Here is a 21,922-nt window from a genome sequence, read left to right on the forward strand (position 1 = left end):
TAAGTCAAATTTTATATTAAAGATCAAAATCTTTTTTAATTTCTTTAATCGCTTCTTTTACTTGTACCTTAATACTTTTAAAAGTTTCGATAATATCTTTTTTCTTGCCTTCAGCTTTTGTCCAAGCTTCTACTTGCAAAATTTCTTCAAAAGCCACATTTAATCCCATTAGATCCAATGTAGGCTTTATTTTATGAGCATAGGAATAGGCGTATTTATGATCCTTCTTCTTAATTCCTTCTTTGATTTGTTTTAAATCTTCAGGAACTTCTGTAACAAATAAAGTTAAAATCTGATTTACAAATTCAGGATCGTTATCTGAAAGCGCATAAACTTTCGAAAGGTTGTACTTTAAAGCCATTATTTTACTTGTATTCTGAATAATTTTTTATCTTCTAAAAAGCCTTCTAAAACATCATTTGGTTTTACAGCCGCAACACCTGCCGGCGTTCCTGTAAAAATAATATCTCCAATTTTTAATGTAAAAAACTGAGATACATGTGAGATTAATTCATCAATCTTCCAAAGCATCATACTCGAGTTTCCTTTTTGAACTGTTTCTGAATTGCTTCTTAATTCAAAATTAAGATTTTCCATAGAAACAAAATCAGTTTTTGGCAAAAAATCACCAATAACCGCAGAACCGTCAAAAGCCTTGGCTTTTTCCCACGGAAGCCCTTTTTCTTTCAATTTACTTTGCAAGTCTCGAGCAGTAAAATCGATTCCTACACTTATTTCATCATAATATTTATGAGCAAATTTTGGCTCAATATATTTCCCAACTTTATTAATCTTTACGATTATTTCAACTTCATGATGAACATCTTCAGAAAACTCTGGAATTACAAACGGATGCTGTTTCAGCAAAACCGCAGAATCAGGCTTCATAAAAACAACAGGCTCACTCGGACGCTCGTTTTTCAACTCTTCTATATGATTGGCATAATTCCTGCCGACACAGATAATCTTCATTCTTCTTAAGGTACTGAGGTTCTAAGGTTCTAAGATTCTAAGATTTCATGTTTAAAAAACTCAGAACCTTAGAATCTTAGCATCTTATTTTGTATTTAATTTTCTTAATTTAATTGCTGTCAAAACTTTTTTGGTATATAAAGGAAAATCAGCATTTTGGATCCAGCTGAAATATCCTGGCTCTGTTTCTAGAACCTTTTCTACTTTTGCACCTTTATGTTTTCCAAAAGTAAAAATTTCTTCGTCATCTTTATCAAAAGCAATCATTCCGGCAAAATCTGCTATTTTTTTACGTGTTGTAAACTCAGATAAAGATTTCATGTCATTTTCTAATTCTGGATAACGATCTAATTGCGCTTTCAAGATTTCGTAAGTAGCCATTGTATCTGCTTCTGCCGAATGTGCATTATCCAAATTTTTTCCACAATAAAATTTCAAAGCAGCACTTAATGTACGCTCTTCCATTTTATGAAAAATCGTCTGCACATCTACAGAAACTTTATTTTTCATATCAAAATCAACTCCTGCACGAAGCAGTTCTTCCGCTAGAAGGGGAATATCAAAACGATCTGAATTAAATCCGCCAAGATCACTGTCTTTTATCATATTATGAATATGCGGAGCAAGTTCTGCAAAAGTCGGTTCGTTGGCTACTTTTTCGTCTGTTATGCCATGAACTGCAGTTGTTTGTGGAGGAATTGGAATTGTTGGATTAACCAGCCAGGTTTTACTTTCTTTGTTTCCGTTAGGAAAAACCTTGAATATTGAAATTTCTACGATTCTATCTTTACCGATATCAATTCCCGTTGTTTCGAGATCAAAAAAGCAAATTGGCTTGTTAAGTTTTAATTCCATTTCTAATTTTTATAAGTTTACAAATGTAATTTTTAAAGCGGAATATCTTCCCTTATTCTGATTTTTTTTGTCGAAAAATGCTTTCAATTATGCAATTTTAACTTTTAAAAAACAAGCCCTTAATAAGTCTGCGTATTACTGCTTAATTCTTTTCTTACAAAAGAAAAAATCCGACAAGTTTAAAACCAGTCGGATTTGAATTTATTTTTAAAATGAATTTTAGAAATCTCTATCTACATCAAAAGCTTCTAAATATTCTGCTACTCTTTTCACAAAACTTCCTCCTAAAGCTCCGTCAACAACTCTATGATCATAAGAGTGCGATAAGAACATTTTTTGACGAATTCCGATAAAATCACCTTCTGGAGTTTCAATAACCGCAGGCACTTTACGAATTGCGCCAAGCGCTAGAATACCAACTTGTGGCTGATTGATAATTGGCGTTCCGAATACACTGCCAAAAGTACCAACGTTTGTAACGGTGTATGTTCCGCCTTGCGTATCGTCTGGCTTTAGTTTTCCAGCTTTTGCACGGTTTCCTAAATCGTTAACCGCTTTTGCCATTCCAACCAAATTCAACTGATCTGCATTTTTAATTACGGGAACAATTAAATTTCCGTTTGGCAATGCTGCCGCCATTCCTAAATTGATATTTTTCTTTTTAATGATATAATCTCCGTCAACAGAAATATTCATTCCAGGAAAATCTTTTAAAGCTTTTGCAACCGCTTCCATCATAATCGGAGTAAAAGTCAATTTCTCGCCCTCTCTTTTTTCGAAAGCTGTTTTTACTTTATCTCTCCATTTTACAATATTCGTTACATCAACCTCAATAAAAGATTGTACGTGAGCAGAAGTCTGAACCGAAGCGGTCATATAACCAGAAATCAGTTTACGCATTCTGTCCATTTCAACAATCTCGTCAGCACCGTTTACAGAAACTGGAACCGCTTGCTGGCTTTTTTGAACAGCTGGCTCAACAGCTTTTGGCGCTTCAGCTTTCGGAGTTTCAACAGTTACTTTTGGAGCTGTTTCAACCGCTTGAGGAACTTGAACAGCACCCGATTTACGAGCTTCTACATATTTTAGAATATCTTCTTTAGTCACACGTCCGTCTTTTCCAGAACCTGCAATATTTTCAAGTTCGTTTAAAGAAAGACCTTCTTCTTTTGCAATATTTTTTACTAATGGAGAAAAGAATTTATCTGATCCTGAAAAATCTTGAGAAGTTACCGTTTCTTTAACCGATTCGATTGTTTTTTCGATTTCAGCGACTTCTGCAGGAGCGGCAGTTTCTTGAACCGCATTTACAGCTTCTGGAGCTGCTGTTTCTCCTCCTTCAGTTTCAATAATGGCAATAGCCTGCCCTACTTGCACTAAATCATCTTTACCAAACAATTGCTCAACTAAAATTCCTGATACTTCACTAGGCACTTCGCTGTCAACTTTATCTGTTGCAATTTCGAGTACGGCTTCATCAGCCTCAATTTTGTCTCCAACCTCTTTCAACCAGTTTGTTATGGTTGCTTCAGCGACACTTTCTCCCATTTTAGGAAGTTTTAATTCAAATCTTGCCATATTGTTAATCTAAAAGATGTTTTTGATTTTCAGATTGCGAAATTAATGAAATTTTTAAACATAAATTACACTTAATATAATTTTTTACTCAATTTTCATGATTTGCCCTCTGTCATTCCTTGAATTACTTCCAATAATAAAACCCGTATTTTTGGGAAAAATTTTAAAAGTAACCTGCTTATCTTTAAGAGTTTCTATGATTTCGATACATTTTTTGAATGAAATATAGTGATTATCCAAAATGATCTCTGCCTTTTTACCCTTTAAAATTAGGCACGAATTTACCATTTTTTCTCCTTTGAAATCTAAAAAAGCAACTTTATTTTCCAAAATCGAAGCCAGTTTTTTAGCGAAATTCTCATTTTCGGAGTATAAAAAATAACTTTCCGGCAATGGGTTTTCTTTTCGTTTTCCTTGAAACATTTTAGCTATTGAAAACAAAAAAGCACCTATTTTAATAAAGATACTAAAGAACTGCGATTTCTTAAAATGTTTCTGATAAAAGAAATTCATGGCTTCTTGAAAACGCATCATGTACTTTTCGTCTTTTATCGTACTTTCTCCTTTATAATGCAAAACGGTGGTTTCATGAAAGTAGAAATTCGTTTTTCCTATTTGTAAAGCCCTATACGACAAATCAATATCATCTGCATACATAAAACAGTTTTCGTCAAAACCATTTAAACCTTCATACAGTTTTCTTTCTAATAACATACAAGCACCAACGAGAATATCTACTTTTCCTGTTTCGTTTTCGTTTAAATGCTGCGCGTAATATTGATTAAAAAGTCTGGTTTTAGGAAAGATCTTATACAATCCGAAGATTTTTGTGAAAGACACCCAAGGCGTTGGAATACCGCGTTTGCTTTCTGGAAGAAATGCTCCTATTCCGTCAATTAATTTACAGCCAATAATTCCTAGATTGTTTTGCCTTTCGGCGAAAGCCAAAATCTTTATGAAAGTATCTTCTGCAACGACAGTATCAGGATTTAAAATACAAACGTACTTTCCTTTCGCTTGACGAACACCAATATTATTTCCTTTTGGGAAACCAAAATTTTCTTTGTTTTCAATCAGTTTTACGTCGGGAAATTTTTCTTTCATCATCAAAACACTTTCGTCTGATGAATTATTATCGACTACAATAATTTCTGCATCGATTGACGCAATTGCTTCCTGAACACTTAAAAGGCATTGTTCGAGAAAGTAACGCACATTGTAATTTAAAATAACAACCGATAATTGCATGAATAATTAAGTCTGTAGATTTTGGCCGAAGTTAGAAATTTTCTGATAACCCTAAGCGAAGCGACCAGTCGTTTTTACTGATTCCGTAATCCAGAGCCAAATTACTGCCGTTGCGTTTATTCCATTTAATGCGAATTCCAGTTCCGACAGCAGGATTCCATTTTTTAAATTCATACGTATCCAGTTTAGAAACCGAAGAAACATTGGTAAAAAAAACAGCACCAAAAAAACCGTTACGACTGATATCTGTTCGATATTCGGTTTCAAAATAAATTAAGGCATTACTTCGGTATCTGTTTTTGGTAAATCCTCGTCCTGTTTTCCCTTCACGATCCCAGCCAATACTTGGGAGATCCAAATAATGCGGTTTCCCTCCAAAAGTAGACCAAAAGAAAGCTCTTGATGCCCAAACCCGATGTTTGGTTTTACTAAAAGAATGGTATTTTCGAGCATCAAAATACAAAGATTGCCATTTGTCTCCTTCTACTCCACTAGTATTGATTCGCAAATCAGCTTCGACGTACAGACCTTGTTCGGGATTGATAATATTTTCTCTAGAATCGTACAAACCCTGAATTGCAAATCCGAAAGAAGTCTCATCAGAATAATCGCCATTCATATATTTATAATAATCTGTTTCTCCGTCTATATAAGACTCTTCAGAAATATTTTTGTAATTGTCAAAAAGAAAACCAACTCCTAAACGATAATTACCGACAATCTGCCTTGTTATAAACTGATAAAAACGCCATTGCTGATAATCGAGCGTAGAGATTTCCTTTTTTGTATTATCTTCTCCCAAACCGTAAGTATCTTGAGGATAAATCATATACCGATAATCTCCCATAAGATTCCACTTATTGTCACTCGTATAAATATAAGATTGGATCGGAAATACAAATTGATTGCTGAAACTAAAATATGGCGAAAAGGTAATTTGAGACATTTTGGTTTTTTCTGCATCTCCCAAGTAAAAAGTAGTCAGAAAAGAGACAACCAAACCATTACTAGAATTAACACCGACAGGAACAGGCAATAAAGAAAAAGCCAGTTTTCGTTTTCTATCTGGGCGAATAGTATCCTGTTTATCAAAAATTTTATGAATGACGTCTAAGATATCACGAGTTTCCACGGCAGTACTATCGTTTTGAGCCTGACAAAACGATCCTATTAAAAATAAAATCAAAATGTATTTAATTTTTAAACCATTCACTCACAATATTTTAAAATCCGTCTCTTACAAATTTAAAATTTTATTAAGAATATTAAGGTCGATTTTGAGGAAAGTTTTCAGTCGCGGTTTTCAGTCTCAGTTTACAAATTGAAAACTCTAAAGATGTAGCTGAATTTTATATCTATTCAAAATCTTCATTACGAAAAGCATAATTATTGAAAACACCAGAGACCATAAAATTCCTGGAACGCCTTCTCTGAAATATCCTGGTATTATATGAAAGTTAAAAGCTTTACAGAAGTAATAAATTACGCCTGGCAAAATATAAATCAATAACGGGTTTGCAGCTGCAGGCATAAAGAATTCGCTCCATCTCGTCTGTTTCTTAACTTCCATCAGCCAATACAGAAAATAGAAAAGGACGGTGCAAATTGCTGCCGAGAACATTGTCCAAGAAGGCGTCCCTTTGATTTTCGATATTCCAAAATACGGGCGAAGCAAGATTGCTGTTACTGTAAATAAAACAATAAAACCAATTACTGCCCAATTGATTTTGGAGCTAATTTTTTGATCAAAAAATAATAACGAAACTATAATTCCAGCAGAAGTCAAAGAAACATGTGTAAGATGTCCTGCTATAAAGCTTAACCAAGAAGTGCTGTGAACAAAAGAGTTTTCTGTTAAATTAAGGGAATTCATAATTACAGAAAAAACTAAAAGTCCAATCATTGCCCATAAGTTTCCTGAAACCAGCCAATAATAAATTACTGTAAAAAGATATGCCCAACCTATTAATCCTAGAATTCCCCACCACTTTGGCGTCATTCCGCGATCTCCAGTATCTTGCACATAAATGAAATAAAGTGCGATGAGAACTAAAATCCCTCCATATTGAAGCACATTTTTTAACCAAGCAGGAAAATCTTTCGGGTATTTATTCCAAATCGGAATAGGCATACTATACGCCAAAAGTCCCCAAAATGCTGGCGTGATAATCATTTTTGCTACATCATATCCATATTCGGCATTGACCATAAAAACACCAATCACAATAAGTGCAATCGCTCTTTTTAAAGTATGAGTCCAGATGGTTTTCGGGCTGTCGCCTTTTATAAGTCTAGCATTAAAAGCAAACGGAACAGACATTCCGACAATAAATAAAAAAGCAGGAAAAACTAAATCTACAAAAGTCATCGCATCGGCATCTGCGGGCATGTGTTTCATCCATTGTGGTACGTTTTGAATACTTGCAAGTTCGTTTACAAAAATCATTACAAAAATGGTAATTCCACGCAAAGCATCAATAGAAATAATACGCTGATTAAACAGATTCTCTTTTATTTTCATAATTTTTTACTTTTTTACTAAAAATCAAATATAGTATAATTCTAAAATGTCTTGTTACAAATTCTCTACTAATTTTGCGCATTATAAAACTGATTTATACATTTTTGCCACATGTTATCATTCCTCAAATCAAAACCCGTATTAAAAGAACTGCTTGATGGCAATTTTGTCGATATTCATTCTCATATTTTACCGGGAATTGATGACGGGGCAAAAAACATGGCAAAATCAATTGAGTTGGTTTCGTCTTTGAAAGCGCTTGGAGTTTCCCAAATTATAACTTCTCCGCATATCAATCATTATGTTTGGAATAATTCGCCAGAGATTATTCAATCTAAACTTCAAGACACCCAAAAGGCATTAGAAGAAAGTAAAATCAAAATACCTCTTCAGGCTGCTGCCGAATATTTTATAGACAGCTGGTTCGAAAATCATTTTAAAGAAGAAAAACTGCTGACTTTAAAAGACAATTATGTTTTGGTAGAAATATCTTATTTAAATGCACCGCTAAATATTTACAAGACCATTTTTGAGATACAAGTCGCGGGTTATATTCCAGTTTTAGCACATCCGGAACGATATGTTTTTTATCACAACAAGTTTTCGGAATATGAAAAATTAAAAAATGCAGGCTGTCTTTTTCAATTAAATCTGCTTTCGACTGTAGAATATTATGGTTCGCAGATTGCTAAAACAACCGATGCTCTTTTAGCAAAAGGAATGTATGATTTTTGCGGAACCGATATTCATCATAAAAAACATATTGCAGCTTTTGACGATAAGATTAAAACCAAAAATATTGCTCCTTTAAAAGAAGTTATTGCTAATAATCAGTTTTTTAAATTCTAAAAAAGCTTAATAGGCGTTTTCTTCTCCTTTAAAAATATTGATAACAGTCTTTACAATAATCTTAATATCTAGCAGAAAACTCCAATTTTCGATATACCAGATATCATATTCCACGCGGTTTTCCATATCGCTTAAGACTTTAGTTTCTCCTCTAAAACCATTTACCTGCGCCCAGCCTGTAATTCCTGGTTTCGCGTATTGGCGTACCAAATAATTATTAATAAGATCGCTGTACTCTTTTGCAAGATTAACCATGTGTGGTCTTGGTCCTACAACGGACATGTCTCCAAGAAAAACATTAAAAAACTGTGGCAGTTCGTCTATACTTGTTTTACGGATAAAAGCACCAAATTTGGTTATTCTGCTATCTCCTTTTTCTGCTTGTTTATTATGTGCCAGACCATTTACATACATACTTCTAAACTTTATACACATAAACGATCTATTGTCTCTCCCCGATCTTTCTTGCTTAAAAAAGATAGGACCTGGTGATTCGAGTCTGATAATAATCATGATAATCGGAAACAGCCAAGGAAAAATAAGTAGAATCACAAGACCCGAAAAACAGATATCGAAAGCCTTTTTCAAAAGTCTGTTGGATGCAAATTCTAACGGTTCTGGACGAAACATTAAGACTGGCGTATTTTCATAAAAAGCAACTTCTACTTTACTTGCTTTGGTATAAAGCTGAAAATCGGGAATGAATTTGATACGAATCATATTTTGCTCGCAAATTCTAGTCAGCTCATTAATAATTTCGATATTGTCAATATGCAATGCAACATATATCTCGTCGATCTTTTTGTCGATCACGAATTTTTCAACATCTTCAAATTTCCCAATAATTAAAGCCGGATCAACAATTTGATTATCATTTATTTCGTCAAAAAAACCTAAAAAACGGTAGCCAAACGTAAGATCTTTTGCAAGAACTTTACGAATTTTTTCACCAGATTTATTGGCCCCTACGATTATAAAAGTCTTAAAATTATAGCCTTTCGCTCGAACATATTTTAAAAGCTTCATTGACAAATAACGAGAAATCATCAGCAATCCAAAAAATATCAGGTAAAAATAAACCAAGCGAAGTCTTGAAATATCAACGTATTTTAAGTAAACAACGAATATCGAGACCAAAGCGGCATGAATAGAAATCTTTTTGATTGTTCTCCACAATATCGATTCTATCGGCTCGACTCTCACGCTTCTATTAGAATCTTTTTGGAGTAATAAAGCAACCCATATTAAAATGGCTAAAAGCGAAACTGTTCTTTCATCTTTAGATAATAATTTATCTAAATTGCCAAACCTTGCCAAGGCCGAAAGAATAGTCGCAAGATTCAACAATACAATATCAACTACTACAAACAAAAGTTTATAATAACGTGAAATTCGATAGTGTGATAATTTTTGTAAAATTTTCATTGCGGGGCGTAGTTTTATCCAAAAAGAATAAAAAAGACTTTTACATTTAATGTGATGCAAAATAACATTTAAATTATATTTTTTAAATACTTATTTCGTTCTATTATTTAAAACTTTACTTTTATCTTATGCAGACTTAACATTGCACTTATGCTAAAAATTGTATTTTTCTTTCTAACCATCACCGCTTCGATTAATGCTCAAAACCCTGGCTGTACAGATCCGCAGGCAGAAAATTACAATTCGAAATTTAGACAGAATGATGGAAACTGCCGCTATAAGAACTTAAAAATAAAACCTGAATACTCTATTCGTTTAAGCGATTCAATTAAAGAAACTTCTGGATTGATTGCCTTTGAAAACCTACTTTGGACACACAATGACGATCACGACACAACGATTTACGGATTAGATTCTCTCGGAAAAATTAAAAAGAAAATTATTCTCCCAGCAGTTATCAATCACGATTGGGAAGAAATATCGCAAGATGATACTCATATTTATGTTGGAGATTTTGGAAATAATTCTGCCGGAAATCGATCGGATTTAAGAATCCTTAAAATCGAAAAAAAATCTTTTTTAGAAGGTAAACCAAAAATTGAAACCATTACATTTTCTTATTCCGACCAAACTGATTTTACTGCTTCAAAACCCAATAAAACTAATTTTGACTGTGAAGCTTTTATTGTTTCTAAAGACAGCATTTATCTGTTTACCAAACAATGGAAATCATCTAAAACCAATATTTACGTTTTATCTAAGCAAGAAGGAACGCAAACTGCAAAACTCAAAGCCACACTTGACACCAAAGGTTTGGTCACTGGCGCAACTTATTTAGAAGATAAAAAATTAATTACTTTGTGTGGCTATACCAAAGTCGGAAAACCGTTTTTGTATCTGCTTTATGATTTTAAAAATCACGATTTTCTGTCTGGAAATAAAAGACGAATTGATATAAAACTTCCTTTTCATCAAATAGAAGGAATTGCAACAAAAGACGGACTTCATTATTTTATGACAAATGAATCTCTAGTTCTAAAACCAATTTTAAACAATCCACAGCAAATTCATTATTTTGATTTGAGTTCAGCCCTCAGTTTGTATCTCCATAAATAATTCGCAAATGCAAGATAATAGTTTACTTTTGCAGAAAGTTATGTTTTAGAAACATTCATAACTCATAATTTTATAACTTATACTTACAAAGTGAATTACTTATCTGTAGAAAATATATCGAAGTCATTTGGCGAAAGAGTCCTTTTTGACAACATTTCTTTTGGAATCAACAAAGATCAAAAAATCGCTTTTATTGCAAAAAATGGTTCTGGAAAAACAACCATCATGAGCATTATTAACGGATTGGAAGAACCAGATACTGGACAAGTTGTTTTACGAAAAGGAATCAGAATGGCATTTCTTTCTCAAGACAATAATCTTCAAGACGAACTTACAATTGAAGAAAGTATTTTCGCATCAGACAATGAAACTCTTAAAGTGATTGAGGCTTATGAAAAAGCTTTAGAAAATCCCTCTGACGAAGAAGCGTATCAAAAAGCCTTCGATGCAATGGATCAGCATAATGCATGGGATTTTGAAACGCAATACAAACAAATTCTATTCAAATTAAAACTGGAAGATTTTAAACTAAAAGTAAAAAATCTTTCTGGTGGACAGAAAAAACGTCTTTCTTTGGCTATAATCCTAATCAATCGTCCAGATTTATTGATTCTAGATGAGCCAACCAACCACTTAGATCTTGAAATGATCGAATGGCTTGAAAGTTATTTTGCTAAAGAAAACATTACGCTGTTTATGGTAACGCACGACCGTTTCTTTTTGGAACGTGTCTGTAACGAAATTATCGAATTAGACAACGGAAAACTATATCAATACAAAGGAAACTATTCTTATTATCTACAGAAAAAAGAAGAAAGAATCACTTCTGAAAATGCTAGTGTTGATAAAGCCAAAAATTTATTTGTAAAAGAGTTAGAATGGATGCGTCGTCAGCCAAAAGCGAGAACGACTAAATCGAAATCACGTCAGGATGACTTTTACATTATTAAAGAAAAAGCGCAAAGTCGACGAAAAGAAAACAAAGTTGAGCTTGAAATTAACATGGAAAGAATGGGAAGCAAAATTATCGAGCTTCACAAACTTTCTAAAAAATTCAAAGACCGTGTTATTCTAGATAACTTTAGTTTTGATTTTCAGCGTGGCGAAAGAATCGGAATTATTGGAAAAAACGGAACTGGAAAATCGACTTTCTTAAATCTGCTTACAGGAACAATTCCACCAGACAGCGGGCGTGTTGTAAAAGGAGATACCATTAAAATTGGATATTATACACAGTCTGGAATTAATCCAAAACCTGGGCAACGTGTTATTGATATTATAAAAGAATACGGAGAATATATTCCGCTTACTAAAGGAAAAATTATTTCGGCTTCGCAACTATTGGAACGTTTTCTTTTTGATGCAAAAAAACAATACGATTATGTTGAGAAATTGAGCGGTGGAGAATTAAAACGTTTGTATTTATGTACGGTTTTAATTCAGAATCCGAACTTTCTGATTCTAGATGAACCAACAAACGATTTGGATATCGTAACTCTGAACGTTCTAGAAAGTTTCCTTTTAGATTATCCGGGATGTTTATTGGTTGTTTCGCACGACCGTTACTTTATGGATAAAATCGTTGATCACTTATTTGTCTTTAGAGGACAAGGGGAAATCGAAAATTTCCCAGGAAACTACTCTGATTTCCGTGCGTATGAAGACAGTGCTGATATTGCTCAAAAAGAAGAAAACAAAGCTGAAAAGAAAGATTGGAAGCAAAATAATCCAACCGGAAATTTAAGCTTCAATGAGCAAAAAGAATATCAGAAAATCGAACGAGAAATTAAAGATTTAGAAATCGAAAAGACTAAAATCGAAAAATTATTCTCTGATGGAAAAGTCGCTGATGCTGATATTGAGAAAAAAGCCAATGAACTTCAAAATATCATAAACAAAATAGACGCAAAAGAAGAACGCTGGTTTGAACTTTCTGCTAAACTTGAAGGGTAAATTTTTGCTTCACGTTTTCAGTTTTAGACTTTTCTATTAATGTTAATGTCTCAAAAACTGTAACTGTCATAAAAACTTATTTATATATTTACGACCTTAAAAAAACAAATACCATATGAAAAAATTATTAACGGCATTTTCAATCCTTACGTTTTTTATTTCTTGTACTAGTGATTCAGGACTTGAGAGAATTCCTGAAAAGATCGATTATAGTGCTGAAAACGAAAAAGAAATTACTGAGTATTTAGCGAAAAATAATTTAACAGCTCAAAAGACAAACACAGGTCTGCACTATATTATCAAAGAAGCAGGAACAGGTAAACAGCCAACTCTACAATCAAACGTAACGGTGACCTACAAAGGTACTCTAACGAATGGAACTGTTTTTGATCAGACTACTACCGATGCAGGAGTAACATTTCCATTAAACAAACTAATATTAGGATGGCAGGAAGGCTTACCACTTTTAAAAGAAGGAGGAAGCGCCTCTTTGTTTATTCCGGCACACTTAGGTTACGGCAGTAGTAAGGTTCAAAACATTCCTGCTGGCTCTGTTTTAATTTTTGAAATAAAACTTGTTTCTGTAAATTAATCAATCTGTAGAACAAAACATTCTAAGAGTGCTTTTTCAAATAAAATCTTACCTAAAATTTTTATGGAATTCTAAAAACGAACACGCGGTTCATTCGCCGTTCGTTTTTAGTTTACTGACAAAATGTTTCTACGATAAGAAAGCAAAGCCTGAATATACTATTCTAAAGAACTATAGGAAATCGCTTTTAGGAAATAAAAATTTCATCGAAGTAACTGATTTTGGCGTTGGATCAAAAGTCTTTAAATCCAACCGAAGACAGATTTCTAAAATTGCGCAAACAGCAGGAATTTCTCCAAAACGGGCAGAATTATTGTTTAGAGTAACCAATTATTTCCAGCCAAAAAATATCCTCGAAATAGGGACATCTTTAGGTTTAGCGAGTTCAGCTATTGCATTGGGAAGTAAAGAATCTTTTTTACTTAGTCTTGAGGGGTGTCAAAATACACAATCAGTCGCGGAAAATTTATTTAACCAACAATTTCCAGATTCTAACTTTGACTTTGTGAATTCAGAATTTAGCAAATTCTTAAAAGATGGCTCTGCAAATATCTGCGATTGGGATTTAATATATTTCGACGGAAATCATTCTAAAAAAGCAACTTTAGAATATTTTGAACTTTTGTTGCCAACAATCAACAATGATTCTGTTTGGATTTTTGATGATATTCATTGGTCTCCTGAAATGGAAGAAGCGTGGGAGATTATAAAAAATCACCCAAAAGTAAAAGTCACAATTGATACTTTTCAATGGGGATTTGTATTCTTTAGAAGAGAACAGCCAAAAGAGCATTTTATAATTAGAGCATAAAAAAAGACGATCATTTCTGATCGTCTTTTTTATTTCTAATTCAAAATATTAAAATCTTATTTTTTTGCGTCTTTGTTTTCTTCAGATTTAGCTCCCATTCTGTTTACAGTATACATTGGTGCAAATTTGATTTTCAAACCAGCAATTTTTCTGTTATCCTCAGCAGAAAGACCTTCTTTTTCAACTGTATTTTTACGGCTGTCAAGAGCTTCATACATTAATTTGATTTCATCCCAGTCTTCTCTAGAATATTTGTCTTTATTGTTTTCTACAGTATGAACAAACTGCTGATAAACGCTATGAATATTTTGGGCGTTAACCCAGCTAAAACTCATATCATCACCTATTTTTCCTGCGCCAAACAAAGCATCTCTTAACTGTTGTTTCGGACTAGGAGCTGGAGGGGCAAATTGGGCGGTCATTTCATTTTTAAATTCCTCGTACTTAATTTTACTTGCATTTATTTTTTCTGTTGCAGCAGCATTGTCTTTAATATCAGCTAACGCAGCTTGCGCTTCCTGAGATCTTCTATCATATTCTGCTTCAACACTTTTCCAATTGTCTTTTAAGTCAGCAGCTGCCACATTTTTAACAGAGTCAACATAGATTACATAGTTGTCTACTGTTTTTTGAGCTCTTTCTTGTTTTTCATCTTTACACGATGTTAACCCTAATACTAATAAAGCAATTCCTGTAGCTATTTTGATATTTTTCATAATCTTGATTATTTAATTAATTGATTAATCAAATTTACCAAACGTTTATCTTAATAAATTACATTATTATCATGTTTTTAAAATTAAAAACATCTTAAAACTATAAAACATAAAAAATAATGATAATTATACAAAATATCCTCAAAAAGATATAACATTTCTATTTTTTTTTAATGCATTATACAAAAGGGCATTTACAACTGTGCTTTGTAACAAAAACCAATTCTGAACTACTTATCCTTTTTATTGAAAAGTGTTTTGTACTTTTAAATCCAAAATTGTAAAACGAAATGGCTGAACCATTAATTAAAATAACCGACATTAAACGAAATTTTACTTTAGGAAATGAAATCGTTTATGTTTTAAAAGGAATAGATTTAGAAATTCAAAAAGGAGAATACGTTGCTTTAATGGGGCCTTCAGGATCAGGAAAATCTACCTTAATGAATTTATTGGGCTGTTTAGATACACCAACTTCTGGTCGTTATATTTTAAATGGAAAAGATGTCAGCAAAATGAAAGATGATGAACTGGCCGAAATCAGAAACAAAGAAATTGGTTTCGTTTTTCAGACTTTCAATCTTTTGCCAAGAACAACTGCGTTAGACAATGTTGCGTTGCCTATGATTTATGCTGGTTACGGAAAATCTGAAAGAATAGCCCGCGCAACCGAAGTTTTAAAACAGGTTAACCTAGCAGACAGAATGGATCACCAGCCGAATCAGCTTTCTGGAGGACAGCGCCAGCGTGTTGCTGTAGCAAGAGCTTTAGTCAATAAACCTTCAATTATTCTAGCCGATGAGCCAACAGGAAACTTAGACAGTAAGACTTCTGTAGAGATCATGAAACTTTTTGGAGATATTCATGCACAAGGAAACACGGTAATTCTTGTAACTCACGAAGAAGATATCGCAGCTTACGCACATAGAATTATCCGTTTACGAGACGGTTTAATTGAAAGCGACACGAGAAAAACTGTTTAACCGTTTATTTGATTAATTGTTTAATCGGAAAAGGAAAAACCAGATTTTAGATTAATTCAAAAGGAGAGAAACCTTAGAATCTTAGCACCTCAAAACCTTAGCATCTTAAAAAAAATGAAAGTATATACCAAAACCGGCGACAAAGGCACAACGGCTCTTTTTGGAGGAACGCGTGTACCAAAAGACCATATTAGAATTGACAGTTACGGAACTGTTGACGAACTGAACTCTTATATCGGACTAATCCGTGATCAGGAAATGGATTCGCATTATAAAACGATTTTAATCGAAATTCAGGATCGTCTTTTTACAGTTGGTGCCATTTTGGCAACTCCACAAGAGAAAGAGGTTTTAAAAAATGGGAAACTTCGCTTGGAAAATCTCGGCATAATTGATTCGGATATTGAATTACTCGAAAATGAAATTGATAAAATGGACGAAAGTCTACCGCCAATGACGCATTTTGTTTTACCTGGTGGCCACCCGACCGTGTCACATTGTCATATAGCGCGCTGTATTTGCCGTCGAGCAGAGCGTTTATCAGTCCATTTAAGTCATAATGAACACGTTCCAGAAATAGCAATCACATACTTAAACCGACTTTCTGACTACCTTTTTGTCTTGGCACGAAAGTTGTCCTCAGACTTAAAAGCAGATGAAGTGAAATGGATTCCGCGTAAGTAAACAGTTATGGTTTTCAGTTTTCAAACTGCAAGCTCACACAAAAACTGAATACTTAAAAACACAGTAATTGTTGGCAAATTTTAGCTTTAAAAACTGAAAACTGTCACTGAAAACTGAGCACTAACAAGGACGTTCTTAAATTTTATTAAAATAAATCAAAATTTACTTGTCTTTTTCAGTAAAAAATTTATTTTTGCACAAACTAAACAGATAACAGATGTATTGGACATTAGAATTAGCATCTTATTTAAGTGATGCGCCATGGCCTGCTAACAAAGATGAACTTATTGACTACGCCATTAGAGCAGGTGCTCCATTAGAGGTAGTAGAAAACCTTCAATCAATCGAAGATGAAGGCGAGATATATGAATCAATGGAAGAAATTTGGCCTGATTATCCAACAGACGAAGATTATCTTTGGAATGAGGATGAATATTAAAAAATAAACCAAAGAAAAAAGTCTCATCATAGAGACTTTTTTTTTGGTTCAAATACATATTATATAATAAAGAAATACAATAAATCATGAGTTTCATAAACAGTATTATTAAAGTCTTTGTCGGCGATAAGTCGCAAAAAGATGTCAAAGCTTTACAACCTTACTTAAACAAAATCAAAACGTTCGAAGCTCCTTTAATGAGTCTTTCAAATGACGAATTAAGAGCTAGAACCATTTATTTTAAAGATAGAATAAAAGAAGCTAGAGCTGACAAAGATGCTAAAATTGCTTCGCTTAAAGCAGAAGTAGAAAACATCGAAGACATCGATAAAAGAGAAGACATTTACGATGCTATAGATGCTCTTGAAAAAGAGGCTTATGAAATCTCTGAAAAAACTTTATTGGAAATTCTTCCGGAAGCTTTTTCTGTAGTAAAAGAAACGGCTCGTCGTTTTAAAGAAAACTCACATATCGAGGTAACTGCAACTGCAAAAGACCGCGAATTCTCAGCAACAAAATCATACATTACTATTGATGGCGAAAAAGCGATCTGGGCAAACAAATGGAATGCTGCTGGAAAAGATATCACTTGGGACATGATTCATTACGATGTTCAGTTAATTGGTGGTATGGTATTGCACGAAGGTAAAGTTGCCGAAATGCAAACGGGAGAAGGTAAAACTTTGGTTGCTACTCTTCCACTTTACTTAAACGCTTTGACAGGAAACGGAGTTCACTTAGTAACAGTGAATGACTACTTAGCAAAACGTGATAGTACATGGAAAGCTCCTTTATTCGAATTCCACGGTTTATCTGTTGACTGTATCGATAATCACCAGCCAAGTACAGAACAAAGAAAGAAAGCATACGACGCTGATATCACTTACGGAACTAACAATGAGTTTGGTTTCGATTACTTAAGAGATAACATGGCACATTCTCCAAGCGATTTAGTGCAGAGAAAACACAATTTTGCAATTGTCGACGAGGTTGACTCTGTATTAATTGATGATGCTAGAACGCCGCTTATCATTTCTGGACCAGTTCCTCAGGGAGATCGTCACGAATTCAACGAATTGAAACCAAAAATTGAAAACTTAGTTGCACAACAACGTCAGCTAGCAAATGGTTTCTTAGCTGAAGCTAAAAAATTAATCAAAGAAGGAAATACTAAAGACGGAGGTTTCTTACTATTAAGAGCTTACAGATCTTTACCTAAAAATAAAGCATTAATTAAATTTTTAAGTGAAGAAGGAATTAAACAATTACTTCAAAAAACTGAAAATCAATACATGCAAGATAACAATCGTGAAATGCACAAAGTTGACGAAGCTTTGTATTTTGTGATTGAAGAGAAAAACAATCAAGTAGAATTAACAGATAATGGTATTAAATACCTTTCTGGAGATACAGATGCAGATTTCTTCGTTTTACCAGACATTGGAACAGAAATCGCTGCGATTGAAAAACAAAAATTAGATAAAGACGCCGAAGCTGAAGCTAAAGAAAGATTATTCCAAGATTTCGGAGTAAAAAGCGAGCGTATCCACACTCTTACTCAACTTTTAAAAGCTTACGCTTTATTCGAAAAAGACGTAGAGTACGTTATCATGGACAACAAAATTATGATTGTCGATGAACAAACTGGTCGTATCATGGATGGTCGTCGTTATTCTGACGGTCTTCACCAAGCGATTGAAGCTAAAGAAAATGTAAAAATCGAAGCTGCTACTCAAACTTTCGCAACTGTTACATTACAGAATTACTTCAGAATGTACAACAAGTTGGCAGGTATGACGGGTACAGCAGTTACAGAAGCTGGCGAGTTATGGCAAATCTATAAATTGGATGTTGTTGAAATTCCAACAAACCGTGGAATTGCAAGAATTGACAAAGAAGATTACATCTACAAAACAACACGTGAGAAATTTAACGCTGTAATCGAAGATGTTACTGAATTATCTCAAGCTGGAAGACCAGTATTAATTGGAACAACTTCTGTAGAGATTTCAGAATTATTAAGCCGTATGCTTAAAATGAGAGGAATCACACACAACGTATTGAATGCTAAAATGCACAAGCAAGAAGCGCAAATCGTTGAAGAAGCTGGTAAAGCTGGAGTTGTAACAATTGCAACAAACATGGCTGGTCGTGGTACCGATATTAAATTATCTCCAGAAGTAAAAGCTGCGGGAGGTTTAGCAATCGTTGGTACAGAACGTCATGATTCTCGTCGTGTAGACAGACAGTTACGTGGTCGTTCTGGTCGTCAGGGAGATCCAGGAAGTTCTCAATTCTATGTTTCTCTTGAAGATAACTTAATGCGTTTATTCGGTTCTGAAAGAGTTGCGAAAGTAATGGACAGAATGGGATTGAAAGAAGGTGAAGTTATTCAACATTCTATGATGACTAAATCTATCGAACGTGCTCAGAAAAAAGTAGAAGAAAACAACTTTGGTGTTCGTAAACGTTTATTAGAATATGATGACGTAATGAACTCTCAACGTGAAGTAGTTTACAAACGTCGTCGTCACGCATTGTTCGGAGAGCGTTTAAAACTGGATATTGCGAATATGCTTTATGATACTTGCGAATTAATCGTAAGCAACAGCAAAGTAGCTAATGATTTCAAAGGATTTGAATTTGATTTAATTCGTTATTTCGGAATCACTTCTCCAATTTCTGAAGCAGATTTCTTAAAATTATCTGATATCGAAGTTACAGGAAAAGTATATAAAGAGGCTTTAGCATTCTATACTGAAAAAACAGAAAGAAGTGCAAGAGAAGCTTTCCCAATTATTAAAGGAGTATATGAAGAGCCAAACAATCATTTTGAAAGAATTGTAGTTCCATTTACTGATGGAATCAAAACTTTGAATGTTGTAACAGACTTGAAAAAAGCTTACGAAAGCGAAGGTGCTCAATTGATTGCCGATTTCGAGAAAAACATCACTCTTTCTATTGTTGATGAAGCTTGGAAAAAACACTTGCGTAAAATGGACGAATTGAAACAATCTGTTCAATTGGCTGTTCACGAACAAAAAGATCCATTGCTTATTTACAAATTAGAAGCGTTCAACTTGTTTAGAGGAATGTTGGATAACGTAAACAAAGAAGTAATTTCATTCTTATTCAAAGGTGATTTACCAGCTCAAAACGTTCCTGAAATTCATGAAGCAAGAGAAGTAGCTCGTCCAAAAGAAAATTTACAATTAAGTAAAGACGAAATTCCAAACAGCGAAAGCATGAACCGTGAAGCTGGAGAAACTCAACAGCGTCAGGTTACTGAAACTATTGTTAGAGATATGCCAAAAATCAACAGAAATGATACTGTTGTTGTTCAAGAAATTGCTACTGGTAAAACAGAAACAATGAAATACAAAAAAGCTGAAGCTTTAATTGCTGCTGGAACTTGGGTTTTAATTAACTAATAAAAATCCAATCTTAAATATAAAATCCCCGATTACAATTGTAGTCGGGGATTTTTTTGTTTTTTATTATTAATAATATTCATTTTAGTACTTTCTAATTAGAACCTTTTTCCTACATTTATCTCGCTAAAAATCTTTAACTCTACATTGAAAAATCATCTAAAATCTTATTTCCCACTATTACTTTTATTAGTTTTTAGTTACTTTTTTGTATTGATGATTAAGATCGCATTGCAGTATTTTCCATTTAAAACAGATGTTGCGTTTCTTCAAATAAAACAAACAGAAGTCACAGAAATCCCTCTATATATTCTCTTTTTTTATATTCATGTCTGCTCATCGATCTTTGTTTTATTGGCTGGGTTTACGCAATTTAATTCCAGCATTTTAAAAAAATACCCTATACTTCATCAAAGAATAGGAAAATTATATGTTTTCACCGTTCTTTTTCTCAGCGCACCTTCAGGATTATTCATTGGCATTTTTGCGAATGGTGGTTTGTTTTCTAAAATATCATTTGTAACACTGGCTTTGCTTTGGTTTTATTTCACGCTAAAAGGATTTACCAGCATTAAAAAAAGAGATTTACATTCGCATAACACATTTATGTATAGAAGCTTCGCTTTAAGTTTTTCTGCCATAACACTTCGATTTTGGAAAGTTGTAATTGTAACTTTATTTCACCCCCCTCCCATGGATGTATATCAGTTTATAGCATGGCTCGGATGGATTCCCAATTTACTAATCATTGAATATTATCTTTATAACCAATCAAAAAAATGAAAAACTGTTTTTACTTATTATTTTTCGTTTTGCTTTTTTCATGCAATTCGAAAGAAAAAAAAGCTGTAGAAAATCTGCCTCCAAAACCTCAGGAACAAGAATTAATGACCGAGCTGTATGGCTCTTGGGTAGGTGATTTTATTGCAGAAGAAAGAAGCGGAGAAGGAACTGAAAACGAAATGTATAGCAATAAAATTAATATCTCAATCAAAAAAATCACCTCTTCTGAAGTAATAGGACAAAGCATTGTTGCTGGAAATAACAGACCGCTTAAAGGCAGAATGACAAAAAAAGGCGATAACATTCATTTTATCCTCAATGAACCTGGAGATGACAAAAATGATGGCTTTTTTGATTTTGAAATTAAAAACGACACTCTTCTTGTAGGTACTTGGACAGCAAATAATCCTAATAAAGAAGTAAGAAAAAGAAGTTTTGCACTTACTAAAAAAGAGTTTAGATATAATCCTTATGTAATGTTGCCTGAAGAAGGAATGTATATTGATTATCAAAATCCTAAAATAGAAAAAGTAAAGTATGAAGAGGAAGAAAGTGAAGGGAGCGAAACAGGAACCGAAAATGAAGAAACAGAATATGAAAATGCATCCTTGTACAGGGTTGCTTCTGAGAAAATCGTAACGCTTAATTCATCCCTACAGAAATTTACAGAGTCAGATTTGAAGAATTTAAAGAAAATTGATTTGCAAATTCTCAGAAATACCATTTTTGCGAGACATGGACTTACTTTTAAAACCAAAACAATTCGTCAATTTTTTAATCAAGTCGAATGGTATATTCCAATGTATAGCAATGTAAATGATAAACTGACAACTTTAGAAAAACAAAACATTACCATCTTAAAACGTTTTGAAAAATATGCAGAAGACAATTATGATTCCTTCGGAAGATAAGCTTTAAATTAAATATGTTTTAGCCTCTAATTCACATATTATTTTCTGAAAATAC

Annotated in this window: 20 protein-coding genes; 11 read left to right on the forward strand and 9 right to left on the reverse strand. The window is 33.4% G+C overall.

All coding sequences use genetic code 11. The features are described from left to right. Positions 1–16 precede the first annotated feature (16 nt). The 7 genes from OZP10_RS03950 to OZP10_RS03980 form a co-directional block, all read right to left on the reverse strand. On the reverse strand, positions 17–361 hold the full coding sequence (locus tag OZP10_RS03950; protein WP_008468078.1) for an Hpt domain-containing protein: 345 nt from the start codon (positions 359–361) through the stop codon (positions 17–19). Then, positions 361–972 (reverse strand): fumarylacetoacetate hydrolase family protein, encoded by a 612-nt coding sequence (locus OZP10_RS03955; RefSeq protein ID WP_111289096.1) that lies wholly within the window; start codon positions 970–972, stop codon positions 361–363. The genes OZP10_RS03950 and OZP10_RS03955 overlap by 1 nt, the downstream gene beginning before the upstream one ends. An 84-nt stretch (positions 973–1,056) precedes the next feature. Next, positions 1,057–1,827, reverse strand: coding sequence for a 3'-5' exonuclease (locus tag OZP10_RS03960; protein ID WP_281633620.1), 771 nt, complete (start codon positions 1,825–1,827; stop codon positions 1,057–1,059). A 219-nt stretch (positions 1,828–2,046) separates the two neighbouring features. After that, positions 2,047–3,405 carry a dihydrolipoamide acetyltransferase family protein gene (locus tag OZP10_RS03965; RefSeq protein ID WP_281633621.1) on the reverse strand — a complete coding sequence of 453 codons (1,359 nt, stop codon included), beginning with the start codon at positions 3,403–3,405 and terminating at the stop codon, positions 2,047–2,049. 84 nt (positions 3,406–3,489) lie between these two features. Further along, positions 3,490–4,653: a glycosyltransferase family 2 protein gene (locus OZP10_RS03970; protein WP_281633622.1), complete on the reverse strand. Its 1,164-nt coding sequence runs from the start codon at positions 4,651–4,653 to the stop codon at positions 3,490–3,492. Between the two features lie 31 nt (positions 4,654–4,684). Beyond that, on the reverse strand, positions 4,685–5,839 hold the full coding sequence (locus tag OZP10_RS03975) for a BamA/TamA family outer membrane protein (RefSeq protein WP_255462963.1): 1,155 nt from the start codon (positions 5,837–5,839) through the stop codon (positions 4,685–4,687). 144 nt (positions 5,840–5,983) lie between these two features. Beyond that, complete coding sequence (locus OZP10_RS03980) at positions 5,984–7,174, reverse strand: DUF5009 domain-containing protein (protein ID WP_281633623.1); 1,191 nt, start codon at positions 7,172–7,174, stop codon at positions 5,984–5,986. 111 nt (positions 7,175–7,285) lie between these two features. Here OZP10_RS03980 and OZP10_RS03985 point away from each other — a divergent pair, with 111 nt between their 5' ends. Then, positions 7,286–8,023: a tyrosine-protein phosphatase gene (locus OZP10_RS03985; protein ID WP_281633624.1), complete on the forward strand. Its 738-nt coding sequence runs from the start codon at positions 7,286–7,288 to the stop codon at positions 8,021–8,023. Between the two features lie 6 nt (positions 8,024–8,029). Here OZP10_RS03985 and OZP10_RS03990 read toward each other — a convergent pair whose 3' ends face one another. Beyond that, positions 8,030–9,448, reverse strand: coding sequence for an undecaprenyl-phosphate glucose phosphotransferase (locus OZP10_RS03990; RefSeq protein WP_281633625.1), 1,419 nt, complete (start codon positions 9,446–9,448; stop codon positions 8,030–8,032). A 150-nt stretch (positions 9,449–9,598) separates the two neighbouring features. Here OZP10_RS03990 and OZP10_RS03995 point away from each other — a divergent pair, with 150 nt between their 5' ends. From OZP10_RS03995 to OZP10_RS04010, 4 genes are all read left to right on the forward strand, one after another. Continuing rightward, a complete protein-coding gene (locus OZP10_RS03995) occupies positions 9,599–10,564 on the forward strand; it encodes a T9SS C-terminal target domain-containing protein (protein WP_281633626.1) in 966 nt (321 codons plus the stop codon). Positions 10,565–10,654: 90 nt separating this feature from the next. Then, complete coding sequence (locus OZP10_RS04000; RefSeq protein ID WP_281633627.1) at positions 10,655–12,517, forward strand: ABC-F family ATP-binding cassette domain-containing protein; 1,863 nt, start codon at positions 10,655–10,657, stop codon at positions 12,515–12,517. A gap of 115 nt (positions 12,518–12,632) precedes the next feature. After that, entirely contained in the window at positions 12,633–13,109 is a 477-nt protein-coding gene (locus OZP10_RS04005) for an FKBP-type peptidyl-prolyl cis-trans isomerase (protein ID WP_281633628.1), read from the forward strand. Positions 13,110–13,137: 28 nt separating this feature from the next. Further along, positions 13,138–13,920 (forward strand): O-methyltransferase, encoded by a 783-nt coding sequence (locus OZP10_RS04010; RefSeq protein ID WP_281633629.1) that lies wholly within the window; start codon positions 13,138–13,140, stop codon positions 13,918–13,920. Between the two features lie 56 nt (positions 13,921–13,976). Here the strand turns inward: OZP10_RS04010 and OZP10_RS04015 are convergent, their stop codons facing one another. After that, entirely contained in the window at positions 13,977–14,636 is a 660-nt protein-coding gene (locus OZP10_RS04015; RefSeq protein ID WP_281633630.1) for a DUF6565 domain-containing protein, read from the reverse strand. Positions 14,637–14,926: 290 nt separating this feature from the next. Between OZP10_RS04015 and OZP10_RS04020 the strand changes: the two genes are divergently transcribed. The 6 genes from OZP10_RS04020 to OZP10_RS04045 all read left to right on the forward strand — a co-directional run bounded on the left by OZP10_RS04020 (position 14,927) and on the right by OZP10_RS04045 (position 21,867). Beyond that, positions 14,927–15,619, forward strand: coding sequence for an ABC transporter ATP-binding protein (locus OZP10_RS04020; RefSeq protein WP_111426669.1), 693 nt, complete (start codon positions 14,927–14,929; stop codon positions 15,617–15,619). Between the two features lie 114 nt (positions 15,620–15,733). Next, complete coding sequence (locus OZP10_RS04025) at positions 15,734–16,303, forward strand: cob(I)yrinic acid a,c-diamide adenosyltransferase (RefSeq protein ID WP_281633631.1); 570 nt, start codon at positions 15,734–15,736, stop codon at positions 16,301–16,303. Positions 16,304–16,520: 217 nt separating this feature from the next. Continuing rightward, entirely contained in the window at positions 16,521–16,742 is a 222-nt protein-coding gene (locus OZP10_RS04030) for a DUF2795 domain-containing protein (RefSeq protein WP_007138072.1), read from the forward strand. A gap of 86 nt (positions 16,743–16,828) precedes the next feature. Next, a complete protein-coding gene (gene secA, locus OZP10_RS04035; protein WP_281633632.1) occupies positions 16,829–20,173 on the forward strand; it encodes a preprotein translocase subunit SecA in 3,345 nt (1,114 codons plus the stop codon). A gap of 216 nt (positions 20,174–20,389) precedes the next feature. Next, positions 20,390–20,956: a DUF2306 domain-containing protein gene (locus OZP10_RS04040; RefSeq protein WP_281633633.1), complete on the forward strand. Its 567-nt coding sequence runs from the start codon at positions 20,390–20,392 to the stop codon at positions 20,954–20,956. Continuing rightward, complete coding sequence (locus OZP10_RS04045; RefSeq protein ID WP_281633634.1) at positions 20,953–21,867, forward strand: YARHG domain-containing protein; 915 nt, start codon at positions 20,953–20,955, stop codon at positions 21,865–21,867. The genes OZP10_RS04040 and OZP10_RS04045 overlap by 4 nt, the downstream gene beginning before the upstream one ends. Positions 21,868–21,922: the final 55 nt, after the last annotated feature.

The organism is Flavobacterium luteolum (genome assembly GCF_027111275.1).
In the GTDB taxonomy this organism is placed as follows: Bacteria; Bacteroidota; Bacteroidia; order Flavobacteriales; family Flavobacteriaceae; genus Flavobacterium; species Flavobacterium luteolum.

What these genes read in the sequence shown, in the direction of transcription:
- OZP10_RS03970 (WP_281633622.1), bottom strand. Translation starts at nt 4,653, where the DNA reads ATGCAATTATCGGTTGTTATTTTAAATTACAATGTGCGTTACTTTCTC.
- OZP10_RS03950 (WP_008468078.1), bottom strand. Translation starts at nt 361, where the DNA reads ATGGCTTTAAAGTACAACCTTTCGAAAGTTTATGCGCTTTCAGATAAC.
- OZP10_RS04015 (WP_281633630.1), bottom strand. Translation starts at nt 14,636, where the DNA reads ATGAAAAATATCAAAATAGCTACAGGAATTGCTTTATTAGTATTAGGG.
- OZP10_RS03960 (WP_281633620.1), bottom strand. Translation starts at nt 1,827, where the DNA reads ATGGAATTAAAACTTAACAAGCCAATTTGCTTTTTTGATCTCGAAACA.
- OZP10_RS03980 (WP_281633623.1), bottom strand. Translation starts at nt 7,174, where the DNA reads ATGAAAATAAAAGAGAATCTGTTTAATCAGCGTATTATTTCTATTGAT.
- secA (WP_281633632.1), top strand. Translation starts at nt 16,829, where the DNA reads ATGAGTTTCATAAACAGTATTATTAAAGTCTTTGTCGGCGATAAGTCG.
- OZP10_RS04045 (WP_281633634.1), top strand. Translation starts at nt 20,953, where the DNA reads ATGAAAAACTGTTTTTACTTATTATTTTTCGTTTTGCTTTTTTCATGC.
- OZP10_RS03965 (WP_281633621.1), bottom strand. Translation starts at nt 3,405, where the DNA reads ATGGCAAGATTTGAATTAAAACTTCCTAAAATGGGAGAAAGTGTCGCT.
- OZP10_RS03985 (WP_281633624.1), top strand. Translation starts at nt 7,286, where the DNA reads ATGTTATCATTCCTCAAATCAAAACCCGTATTAAAAGAACTGCTTGAT.
- OZP10_RS04040 (WP_281633633.1), top strand. Translation starts at nt 20,390, where the DNA reads ATGATTAAGATCGCATTGCAGTATTTTCCATTTAAAACAGATGTTGCG.
- OZP10_RS03955 (WP_111289096.1), bottom strand. Translation starts at nt 972, where the DNA reads ATGAAGATTATCTGTGTCGGCAGGAATTATGCCAATCATATAGAAGAG.
- OZP10_RS03995 (WP_281633626.1), top strand. Translation starts at nt 9,599, where the DNA reads ATGCTAAAAATTGTATTTTTCTTTCTAACCATCACCGCTTCGATTAAT.
- OZP10_RS04025 (WP_281633631.1), top strand. Translation starts at nt 15,734, where the DNA reads ATGAAAGTATATACCAAAACCGGCGACAAAGGCACAACGGCTCTTTTT.
- OZP10_RS04030 (WP_007138072.1), top strand. Translation starts at nt 16,521, where the DNA reads ATGTATTGGACATTAGAATTAGCATCTTATTTAAGTGATGCGCCATGG.
- OZP10_RS03990 (WP_281633625.1), bottom strand. Translation starts at nt 9,448, where the DNA reads ATGAAAATTTTACAAAAATTATCACACTATCGAATTTCACGTTATTAT.
- OZP10_RS04005 (WP_281633628.1), top strand. Translation starts at nt 12,633, where the DNA reads ATGAAAAAATTATTAACGGCATTTTCAATCCTTACGTTTTTTATTTCT.
- OZP10_RS04020 (WP_111426669.1), top strand. Translation starts at nt 14,927, where the DNA reads ATGGCTGAACCATTAATTAAAATAACCGACATTAAACGAAATTTTACT.